General features: G+C 69.4%; 12 protein-coding genes. 7 read left to right on the plus strand and 5 right to left on the minus strand.

Features of this window, described 5'->3' with window-relative positions; all coding sequences use genetic code 11:
• Positions 1–74 precede the first annotated feature (74 nt).
• A complete protein-coding gene (locus tag ACFV15_RS35110) occupies positions 75–1166 on the minus strand; it encodes a hypothetical protein (protein ID WP_378356009.1) in 1092 nt (363 codons plus the stop codon).
• A 173-nt stretch (positions 1167–1339) separates the two neighbouring features.
• The gene (locus tag ACFV15_RS35115; protein WP_378356011.1) at positions 1340–1972 is read right to left on the minus strand and encodes a GTP cyclohydrolase II; all 633 of its coding nucleotides are present in this window, start codon (positions 1970–1972) and stop codon (positions 1340–1342) included.
• A gap of 82 nt (positions 1973–2054) precedes the next feature.
• Here ACFV15_RS35115 and ACFV15_RS35120 point away from each other — a divergent pair, with 82 nt between their 5' ends.
• From ACFV15_RS35120 to ACFV15_RS35135, 4 genes are read left to right on the plus strand one after another with little or no spacing between them, the layout of a single operon-like run.
• A complete protein-coding gene (locus ACFV15_RS35120; RefSeq protein ID WP_378356013.1) occupies positions 2055–2453 on the plus strand; it encodes a 6-pyruvoyl tetrahydropterin synthase family protein in 399 nt (132 codons plus the stop codon).
• A complete protein-coding gene (locus ACFV15_RS35125; RefSeq protein WP_378356015.1) occupies positions 2450–3457 on the plus strand; it encodes a glycosyltransferase family 4 protein in 1008 nt (335 codons plus the stop codon). The genes ACFV15_RS35120 and ACFV15_RS35125 overlap by 4 nt, the downstream gene beginning before the upstream one ends.
• The gene (locus tag ACFV15_RS35130) at positions 3454–4230 is read left to right on the plus strand and encodes a class I SAM-dependent methyltransferase (protein WP_378356017.1); all 777 of its coding nucleotides are present in this window, start codon (positions 3454–3456) and stop codon (positions 4228–4230) included. The genes ACFV15_RS35125 and ACFV15_RS35130 overlap by 4 nt, the downstream gene beginning before the upstream one ends.
• Positions 4230–5183 (plus strand): YbhN family protein, encoded by a 954-nt coding sequence (locus tag ACFV15_RS35135; protein WP_378356019.1) that lies wholly within the window; start codon positions 4230–4232, stop codon positions 5181–5183. The genes ACFV15_RS35130 and ACFV15_RS35135 overlap by 1 nt, the downstream gene beginning before the upstream one ends.
• Here the strand turns inward: ACFV15_RS35135 and ACFV15_RS35140 are convergent.
• A complete protein-coding gene (locus ACFV15_RS35140) occupies positions 5112–5798 on the minus strand; it encodes a creatininase family protein (protein WP_378356021.1) in 687 nt (228 codons plus the stop codon). The genes ACFV15_RS35135 and ACFV15_RS35140 overlap by 72 nt on opposite strands.
• A complete protein-coding gene (locus ACFV15_RS35145; RefSeq protein WP_378356023.1) occupies positions 5785–6762 on the minus strand; it encodes a zinc-binding alcohol dehydrogenase in 978 nt (325 codons plus the stop codon). Before ACFV15_RS35145 ends, ACFV15_RS35140 begins: the two co-directional genes overlap by 14 nt.
• A gap of 27 nt (positions 6763–6789) precedes the next feature.
• Between ACFV15_RS35145 and ACFV15_RS35150 the strand changes: the two genes are divergently transcribed.
• Positions 6790–7524, plus strand: a complete 735-nt coding sequence (locus tag ACFV15_RS35150; protein ID WP_378356025.1) for a CDP-alcohol phosphatidyltransferase family protein — start codon at positions 6790–6792, stop codon at positions 7522–7524.
• A complete protein-coding gene (locus ACFV15_RS35155) occupies positions 7517–7900 on the plus strand; it encodes a DoxX family protein (protein WP_378356027.1) in 384 nt (127 codons plus the stop codon). Before ACFV15_RS35150 ends, ACFV15_RS35155 begins: the two co-directional genes overlap by 8 nt.
• Here the strand turns inward: ACFV15_RS35155 and ACFV15_RS35160 are convergent.
• On the minus strand, positions 7887–8561 hold the full coding sequence (locus tag ACFV15_RS35160) for a RibD family protein (RefSeq protein ID WP_378356029.1): 675 nt from the start codon (positions 8559–8561) through the stop codon (positions 7887–7889). The genes ACFV15_RS35155 and ACFV15_RS35160 overlap by 14 nt on opposite strands.
• A gap of 83 nt (positions 8562–8644) precedes the next feature.
• Here ACFV15_RS35160 and ACFV15_RS35165 point away from each other — a divergent pair, with 83 nt between their 5' ends.
• Positions 8645–10264 carry a sulfatase gene (locus tag ACFV15_RS35165; protein WP_378356031.1) on the plus strand — a complete coding sequence of 540 codons (1620 nt, stop codon included), beginning with the start codon at positions 8645–8647 and terminating at the stop codon, positions 10262–10264.
• Positions 10265–10305 lie beyond the last annotated feature (41 nt).

Genomic DNA, 10305 nt, shown 5'->3' on the forward strand with positions numbered 1-10305 from the left:
TAACCCCCCCTCCTCTCCCCCTCCTCAGCCCCCCTGCCCCGCGCCCCCGCGGGGGGTGGTGGTGGGCTGCGCCCTTAACCCCCCGCCATACCACTCACGACCCCCGGACGAGCATGAAGCGAGGGGGCCCTTGGGTGCGTTGTACGCACTTTGGGGCACCCTCGCTTCGTGAGGGGGCGGGGTCGTGAGCCGGGGGTGATGTTGACGACGTTGGCCGCGAGGAAGTTGTCGATCTGACCGCGTTCGACGTCGGATACGGGCGCGATCAGCGCCATTCCGCCGAGTGCGCCGGGCGGCGCACCCTTGGCCAGCTCGACCGGGATGGCGACCGAGCCGGTTTTGCCCGCCTTCAACGGTTTCAGCGTGCAGACGACGATCTCGGGCACCAAGGGGTCGCGATCGGTCAGGCGCATCTTGCAGCCGGATGGCAACGGCTTCGCGTGGTCGACGTTGACGTAGAACGGGGTCACGTAGGTGATCTGGATGTCGCCCTTCAGGTCGTGCGACGCCTTGCTGCCGTACGTCAGGGTGACTTTGGCGGGCTGGGTCTGCGAGACCGCGGGCACCGCGTTGGTCAGGTACAGGTCGACCGGGGTGCCTTCGGGCGCCTTGGGCGTCGGCCGGGTGATGACCACCTGGGAGTAGTTCCAGTTGTCGCCGAGGTCGGCGTCGGCGCCGGTGGGCGCGGCCATGGCCATGCCGCGCACCCGGCCGACGAAACGCACCCGGGTGGTCGCGGCGACCGGGATGCCGACCGTCAGCTCCTTGCCTGCCGCGATCGGGCCGGGGACGCGGCAGGTGACGACCTCCGGGATCGTCGGGTCGGGGTCGGTCAGGCGCATCTCGCAACCCGCAGGCATCGGCTTCTCGTGATCCACGTTGAGATACGTCGGGGTGACGTAGGTCAGCGCGACCGGGCCGGCGAACTCGGCGGACCCGGCGTTGGCCACCCGCAACGCCTGGACACCCGTCGCGCCCGGCGCGACGGACAGCGCGTTCGACGACAGCGTCAGGTCGGCGGGCGCGACGGCTCGCGGCGCGACAGCGGGCGCGGCGAGCGCTATCGCCGGGACGGCCGGGACGACTTCCACCACCGAATCCGAGGCCACCGAGGGTCGCGAGAGCGGCAGCACCGCCCAGGCGACCACCAACGCAGACGCCGGCATGACGCGCAGCCACCGAACGGATGAAGTTCCGGCTGTCCGGTGCCGACCCATGAGCCACTCCCCTGCTCGTCCAGCGCAGTTCACGCTCGATCGATGCTAGGGCACTCTGCGTCACCACAACGAGTGAATCCTGCCGTCCGCGATACCCACTGAGCGGTGTCCACAGTGGACGTTCAGTGGGTGACGCAGCCCTCCGAGAAGTCCTCGACCTGAGGCAGGTCGTGGCCGAGCCGGTCGCGCTTCGCGGTCAGGTAGCCGATGTTGTGGTCGTTCGGCGCCATCAGCAGCGGCACCCGCTCGGCCACCCTGATACCGGCGGACTCGAGCGCGCTGAGCTTGTCGGGGTTGTTCGACAGCAGCCGCACCGACCGCACCCGCAGGTGCTTCAGGATCCTGACGGCGGGCGTGTAGTCCCGGATGTCGACAGGCAGGCCGAGCGACGTCGCGGAGTCGAGGGTGTCGAGGCCCTGCTCGTCCTGCAGCACGTGGGTGCGCACCTTCGCGACCAGTCCGATGCCCCTGCCCTCGTGCCCGCGCAGGTACACCAGGATGCCGCCGCCCTCGCGGACGATCGCGTCCAGCGCGGAGTCGAGCTGCTCACCGCATTCGCAGCGCATGGCGCCGAAGATGTCACCGGTCATGCACTCGGAGTGCACCCGCACGAGCACGTCGTCCCCCGGCGTCCCGAAGACCAACGCCATGTGCTCGAAGCCGTCGGCGCGGAACGCCACCGCGCGGAAGGTGCCGCGGCGGGTCACCAGCTCGGATTCGGCGACGTCGTCATCTCGAAAAGCTTGCTCCTGCATCCAGTCCCCTAGTCAGCGCGCTCCGCTTGATCGTTCACTACGCTCGGCCGGAGCCCGTACCGTAACCCCTTGGAGGACTTCGGTGTTCAGCGTCACCGTTCGTGATCACGTGATGATCGCCCATAGTTTCCGTGGTGAGGTCTTCGGTCCGGCCCAGCGTCTACATGGAGCAACGTTCGTAGTGGACGCCCGGTTCAAACGGCCGGAACTCGACGCCGACAACATCGTCGTCGACATCGGATTGGCCACTGTGGAACTCGGCAAGGTGCTCGCCGAGTTCAACTACCGCAACCTCGACGAGATACCCGCTTTCGACGGCATCAACACCTCGACCGAGTACCTGGCCAAATACATCGCCGACCGGCTCGCGGACCTGGTGCACGAAGGCACGCTCGGCGAAGGCGCGCACGGTCTCTCCGCGATCGAGGTCACGCTGCACGAGTCGCACGTCGCGTGGGCCGGATACGAACGCGCGCTGTGATCGAGGTCGTACTACCCGGTGACGTCGACGATCCCGCCGCCCCCAGCGGCGGGAACGTCTACGACCGGCGCGTCTGCGCACGCCTGGACGTGCGCGAAACCGCCATTCCCGGCACTTGGCCGCGCCCGGACACGCAAGCCCGCGCGCAGCTGGCCGACGCGCTGGCGGCGTTCCCCGATGGCGCGGTCGTGTTGCTCGACGGGCTCGTGGCCTGCGGTGTTCCCGAAATCGTCGGCCCAGCGGCCGCCCGGCTCCGGCTAGCGGTGCTAGTTCATCTAGCGCTGGCAGACGAGACCGGGCTGGAGCCCTCGCTCGCCGCCGAGCTGGATCGGAAAGAGCGCGAAGTCTTGAGGGCCGCGAGCGCGGTCATCGCGACCAGCCCGGCCGCGGCGCGACAGCTGGAGAGCCACCACGGACTCGGCAAGGTCCACGTCGTGACGCCCGGTGTCGATCCCGCGCCGCTCGCCCGTGGCACCGACGGCGTCTCCCGGCTGCTCTGCGTGGCGTCGGTGACCCCGCGCAAGGGGCATGACGTGCTCGTCGAGGCGCTCGCGGCGCTCGCCGACCTGCCGTGGCGCTGCGTCTGCGTAGGACCACTCCGCGAAACCGCGCACACGGAACGCGTCCGAGAGCTGATCGCGCGCCACGGACTCGGTGATCGCGTCGAGTTGACCGGCCCGCTCACCGGGAAGCCGCTTGACGACGCCTACGCCGCGGCCGACCTCTTCGTGCTCCCCTCCCACGCCGAGACCTACGGCATGGTCGTCACCGAAGCACTCGCGCGCGGCATCCCCGTGCTCGCGAGCGCCGTCCCCGACGCGCTGGGCGACGGCGGCGTGCTTGTCCCGCCTGGCGCGCTGACCAGCGAACTCCGCCGCTGGCTGACCGACGGGGACCACAGAGACGACCTTCGGGCGAAGGCAAGGCGTCGCCGCGCCGAACTGTCCACATGGGACGAATCCGCCCGCGAACTCGGTGAGGTGCTGGCTACTCTGCGGGCATGAGCTTCGCACCAGAATGGCTCGCATTGCGCGAGCAGGCCGACGCCGACGCCCGCTCGACCGAACTGCTCGGCCTGCTCGGCGAAACCCGATTGAACCGAACCCCCCTGGTCCTTCGTGACTTAGGTTGTGGAACTGGATCGATGGGACGCTGGCTCGGCGCGCGGCTCGGCGGCACGCCGCACTGGGTGCTGCACGACCGTGACCCGCGCCTGCTCGAACTGGCCGGTGCGAGCATGACCGCCGGGACGGCCGAGACACACGAGGGCGACCTCACCGCGCTGTGTGCCGAAGACCTGAAGGGCACCTCGCTGATCACCGCGTCGGCGTTGCTGGACCTGCTCACCCGCGACGAAGTGAACGACTTGGCGACGGCATGCGTATCAGCCGGTGTGCCAGCCCTGTTCACGCTCTCCGTCACCGGGAAGATCGAATTCGACCCGGCCGAGGCGCTCGACGCGGAATTCGAAGCGGCTTTCAACGCGCACCAGCGGCGAGTCGTCGACGGACGGCGTCTGCTCGGTCCGGACGCCGTCGCGGCGGCGGTCGAGGCGTTCGCCGACGCCGAAGTCCACACCCGGCCGAGCCCGTGGCGGCTTGGCGGAGACCAGAAAGCACTGGCCGCGGAATGGCTTCGCGGCTGGGTCGGCGCGGCCGTCGAGCACGAGCCGGGCCTCGCCGCCGAAGCACCCGCCTACCTGCGACGACGCCTCGCGGACGGCCCACACGTCGTGGTCGGGCACACCGACCTGCTAGCGATACCGAGGACGACCTGATGAAACGTTTCTGGCCGTGGCTGCGTTTGCTGCTGGCGTTCGGGATATTGGCCGCGCTGGGTTTCCGGCTCGGCACCAACGCCTTCGTGGACGGGCTGCGCGCCATCAACGCCTGGTCGGTGCTCGCCGCGCTCGGCATCGGCCTGCTGACCACGGTGTTCAGTGCCTGGCGCTGGTGCGTCATCGCGCGCCGCCTCGGCCTGCCGCTGAGCCTCAAGTCCGCGGTTTCGGACTACTACCGGGGCTTGCTGCTCAACGCGGTGCTCCCGGCGGGTGTGCTCGGCGATGTGCACCGCGCGGTCAACCACGGCCAGCGGTCCGGCGATGTCGGACGCGGCGTGCGCGCGGTCGTGTTCGAACGGTTCGCGGGCCAGGCCGTGCTCATCGCGGCCGGGATCGCGGTCGTGTTCACGCAGTCGACGCTGCCGGTCGGCCTGACGCCGAGCCGTGACGCGGTGCTGATCATGCTCGTCGTGCTCGCCGCCGCCGCGGTCTTCGTCTCGAAGAACGCCCGCGCCCGGCGCGCGGTGCTGACCACCTGGGCCGACGCCCGTGTCGGCCTGCTGTCGCGCGAAGCGTTGCCACGGGTCGTTCTCCTGTCGGCGGCGACGCTCGCGGGGCACGTCGCGCTGTTCCTCGTCGCGGCCAAGGTCGCGGGGTCCACGGCGTCGATCGGCCGGCTGTTCCCGCTGATCGTGCTGACACTGCTGGTCATGGCCGTGCCGATCAACATCGGTGGATTCGGGCCACGCGAAGCGTTTCTGGCGGTCGCTTTCAACGCGGCCGGACTCGGCGCGGCGCAGGGTCTCACCACCGGTGTGGTCTACGGCGTACTCGCGCTGATCGCCGCGCTGCCCGGCGTGTTCGTGTTGTTCCGCAGGCTAGAAAAGCCCGAGGTAGTCCTCGAAAGCGCTGGTCAGCGCACCGAGAAGGTCCTCGCCTTTGCGGGCTGACGCCAGCGAGGGCCGGCCGACGACCCCGGACGCCGTGTACGGCGCCAGGCCGTGGGTCAGCATATGCGGACGCGGGCCGCTGTCGTGATCACTCGTCTCGAAGCCGGGCCGGAGCAGTTCCGGGTGCGCGTGCAGCAGGATCGACGTCTCCAGCTCGCCCGCGTGCATGTCGGCGTAGGACGAGGTCTCGATGCCGGCCGCGGTGCGCGCGGTGTCCCAATCGTGGGTGCCGGGGAACAACGCCATCGCACCGCGCGACTCCTGGACGATGTTGCGCAGCACGTAGTTGCCGCCGTGCCCGTTGACCAGCACCAGGTTCCCGACGCCGGAGAGCCGCAGCGACGCGGCGATGTCTTCGATGACCGCGATGAGCGTTTTCGCCGAAATGCTCACCGTGCCAGGCCAGGCCGCGTGTTCTTGCGAGCAGGAGATCGTGATCGGCGGGAGCAGCTGGACCGGGTAGGCGGCCGCGATCGACTCCGCGATGGTGCAGGCGATGACGGTGTCGGTGGTCAGCGGCAGGTACGGGCCGTGCTGTTCGAAGCTGCCGACCGGCAGCACCGCCACGGTCGCCCGGCGGTCACGCGCGTCGGCCGTGGTGTCACGAGGAAGCATGGGCTCGACGGTAGTCAATCCGGTGACAGAGGGCCGGGAGCTCGCCGCTCGCCAGCCTCGGCAGCACGGACGGCAGCTCGTCGAAGTGGCTCTCGCCGGTGATCAGCGTGTCGAACACCGGGTCGGCGAGCAGGTCGAGCGCGAGCGCCATCCGCTCGGCATACGTCCGGTCGGGGCGGGCGACCGTGCCGACCTGGCTGCTGCGCACGGTCAGCCGCCGCGAATGGAAGAACTCGCCGAGCGGCACGCTGATGCGGCGGTCGCCGTACCAGCTCAGCTCGACGACCGTTCCTTCCGGCGCGAGCAGGCCGAGCGCCGTCTCCAGTCCCGCTTCCGAGGCGCTGGCGTGCACGACGAGATCGCATGCCCCCAATGCGGCTTTCGGGTCCGCGAAGCCGACCCCGAGCTGGGCGGCGATGTCCGCGCGCGCGGGGTCGGCGTCGACCAGCTGCACCCTGGCGCCGGGGAACTTCGCGAGGACCGCGGCGACGCTCGACCCGACCATCCCGCCGCCGACGACCGCGATCCGGTCCCCGATCAGCGGTTTCGCGTCCCAGACGGCGTTGACGGCGGTCTCGACCGTCCCGGCGAGCACGGCGCGTTCCGGCGGCACGGTGTCCGGCACGAGCGTCAGCGCGGACTCGGGGACCACGTAATGCGTCTGATGTGGATAGAGGCAGAAGACGGTCCGGCCGGTCAACCGGCCTGTTTCGACCACACCCACATTGAGGTACCCGTACTTGACCGGCCACGGGAAGTCACCCTCCTGGAAGGGCGCGCGCATGGTCTCGTACTGGTTCTCCGGGACCTCACCACGGAAGACGAGTGCCTCGGTTCCCCTGCTCACGCCGGTGAACAGCGTGCGGACCAGTGCCTCCCCCTCGGCGGGCTCGGGCAGCGTGGCGGAACGGATCTCACTTTTTCCGGATCCGTTGAACCAAAAGGCCCTTGCCTGTCGTGTCATCTACAACCTCCGAGAAAGCGGTCCACAATGGTCACACTTCAGCACAACGCGGCGCCCGCCGTTGAGGAGCAGGGCGCCTGGGCGGGCCTGCAGGTCCTCCTGCTGGGCGTGCTCGGCGCGACGACCGGGCTGAGCACGGCGGGCTGGCTCGCCGGGCTCGCGTACGGGCTCGCCACCTGGATACTCCTCAGCTACGCGATGGAACGGTCGGGGGCCCGCTCGCTGGGACCGGCCGACCGGGTCACCCTCGCACGCGGCGTGCTCGTCGGCGCGGTGACGGCACTGGTGGCGCAGCGGTCGGACGCGACCACGGTGCTCGTCACGTTCACCGCGGTGGCGCTGGCGCTCGACTTCGTCGACGGGCAGGTCGCGCGGCGCACGGGCACGGCTTCGGCGCTGGGCGCGCGGTTCGACATGGAGGTCGACGCGTTCCTGATCCTGGTGCTGAGCGTGCACGTCGCGTTCGCGCACGGGCCGTGGGTGCTGGCGATCGGCGCGATGCGGTACGTGTTCGTGGCGGCCGCGTGGGTGCTGCCGTGGCTCAGCGGCGAACTGCGGCCGAGCTACGCGCGCAAGACAGTGGCCGCGCTGCAAGGAATTCTACTGGTCGTGGCGGCGTCGGGGCTTTTCCCGTTCGCCGGTTACCTGGCCGGGCTCGCGCTCGCGCTGCTCATGTGGTCGTTCGGCCGCGATGTGGTCTCGCTCTGGCATTCTCGAATGATGTCCAAGTCCGTGGCAGTGGAAGGATGTTCCCGTGTCTGAGCAAAAGGCCGCCGTCCTCGTCGGCAACGTGGTGCTGTGGGTGCTTCAGGTGGCGCTCGCCGCCTACATCATCTACAGCGGGTACACGCTGTTCGGCGACAACTACGTGAAGAAGTTCAACGAAATCGGTTTCGGCCAATGGCTGCGGTACGTCACCGGCGTGCTGGAGATCGCGGGCGGGATCGGCCTGCTGATCCCGCGCCTGTGCGGGCTCGCCGCGCTGGGGCTGGTCGGTGTGCTCGCGGGCGCCGTCGGCACGGAGCTGTTCCTGCTGGCCAAGGGCGGCCCGACGCTGCCCGCGATCCTGCTCGCCGCGGCCGCGGTGATCGCGTGGTTCCGCCGGGACACGATCAAGGCCTTGGTCAGCCGCTCGTGACCTTCGGAAAGTAACGCAGCACGGCGACGTCGCCGAGTTTCACCACGTCTTCGAGGTGGAACCGGCGGGCGGGCCCGCCGGGGAATTCGGCGGGCTGGAGGAAACGGGGCGCGGCCGCCTGGCCGATGAGCATCGGTGCGACCGCCATCCGGACCTCGTCGGCCAGCCCGGCGGCGAGAAAGGCGGTGTGGATGCTCGCGCCGCCCTCGACCATCAGCCGATCGACGCCTCGGGAGCCGAGATCGTCCAGCAGCGCACCGAAATCGATGGCTTCGCCCAGCGAGACGACATCGGCCAGGTCACCGAGTTCGAGTGCCTGTTCGCCGGAATCCGTTGTGTAGACCAGCTTTCTGCCGCCGCAGTGCCAGAACTTCAGTTCCCGGCTGAGTTCACCCGACCTGGTGACCGTAACCTTGAGCGGATATTCGGGCCGCCCGCTCGCGACCCGGTCCGAACGCCGTTCGGCGCAGTTGACGAGCAGGCGCGGATTGTCCGTCCGCACCGTCTCGGCGCCGATGAGGATGGCCCCGGATTCGGCGCGGATCTGGTCGACACAATCGAAATCCTCGGCGTTGGACAGCGGGAACCGGACCGCGCTGAGGTCGTCGATATGGCCGTCGACACTGACGGCGACGCTCAACAGCACATACGGGCGAGTCACGGCTCACACGGTACCGATTGAACGCGGAAGTAGCCGCGCACGTATCTAAGAGCAACACCGAGAGAGGCAGAGCATTGGCTTTTTTGAAAGGTCCTTGGGCGGCACGCGTGTTCACCGTGCTCGCGGGCCTGCTGGTGCTCGTCGTGCTCACCGCGCCCACCCGTTTCGACCAGCTGGCCCCGGCCGCGTTCCTGCGTGTCCCGGTGGAAGGCCTGATCGGCGTGGTGGTGCTGCTGGTGCTCCCCGACCGCGCCCGCCGGGTGGCGGCGGTGGCGGGCGGCATCGCGCTCGGCCTGCTCGCGGTCGTGAAAATCCTGGACATCGGCTTCGACGCGGTGCTCTACCGCCCGTTCGACCTGGTGCTGGACTGGCCGCTCCTCGGCCCCGGCGTGGAGTACGTCGACGTGACCTCCGGCCGGACGGCCGCGATCGGCCTGGTCGTGCTGGCGCTGGTGCTGGTCGTGGCCTTGGTCTTGGCTTTGACGCTGTCGGTCCTGCGGCTGAGCCGCGCGGTCGTCCGGCGGCGGACGGTCGCGTTGCGTTCGGTCGCCGCGCTGGCGGTCATCTCGTTCACCCTCGCGGTGCCGGGCGTGCCGATCGCGTCGACCAGCGCGGCAAGCCTGGTCAACGCCCATGCCCACCAGGTGAACGCGGGCCTGCGCGACCGCTCGGAGTTCGCGGCGGAGGCCGCCGTCGACGCCTTCCGCGACACCCCGGCTCGCGATCTACTGACGGCGTTGCGCGGCAAGGACGTGATCGTCTCGTTCGTCGAGAGCTACGGCCGGGTGGCGCTCGAGCATCCCGAGATGGCTTGGCAGGTCGGCCAGGTGCTGGACAAGGGCACCGAGACGCTGCGTTCGCTGGGGTACTCGTCCCGCAGCGCGTTCCTGACCTCCCCGGTTTCCGGCGGCGGCAGCTGGATGGCGCAGGCGACGTTCCTGTCCGGCCTGAAGGTCGACAACCAGCAGCGATACCAGACATTGGTGGCGAGCGACCGGCTGACGCTGAACCGGGCTTTCCAGCGCGCGGACTGGCGCTCGGTCGGCGTCATGCCCGGTATCACGCGGGCTTGGCCGGAGGGGCAGTTCTTCGGGTACGACCGGATCTACCCGGCCGACGACCTCGGGTACCGCGGGCCTCGCTTCAGCTACGCGACCATGCCCGACCAGTTCACGCTCTCGGCTTTCCAGCGCGACGAGCGCACTGCCGGGCATGAGCCGTTGATGGCGACGATTCCGTTGGTGTCGAGCCATTTGCCGTGGACGCCGCTGCCGCATCTGATCGGCTGGGACCAGGTCGGCGACGGCTCGATCTACGCGCCGATGACGACCGGCGACGATCCGCACGACGCGATCTACGGGCGTGACCCGGCGGTGGTGCGTGCGGACTACCGGAAGTCGATCGAGTACTCGCTGGGGTCGCTGATCTCGTACGTGCAGACGTATGGCGACGACAACTTGGTTCTGGTGTTCCTGGGCGACCATCAGCCCAACTCGATGGTCACCGGGGAAAACGCGGGACGCGATGTGCCGATCACGATCGTCGCCCGGGATCCCTCGGTTCTGGACCGGATCTCGGGCTGGGGCTGGACGGATGGGCTCAAGCCCGCTGCCGGGGCTCCGGTCTGGCCGATGAACGCCTTCCGGGACCGGTTCTTGACGGCCTTCAGCCCGCCTGCGCCCTCTCCCCCGCCCGCGCATTGAAGTGGTCGTGAGTGGTATCGCCGGTTAGAACCGGCCGTACC

This window comes from Amycolatopsis sp. NPDC059657 (genome assembly GCF_042734395.1).
Classification (GTDB): domain Bacteria; phylum Actinomycetota; class Actinomycetes; order Mycobacteriales; family Pseudonocardiaceae; genus Amycolatopsis.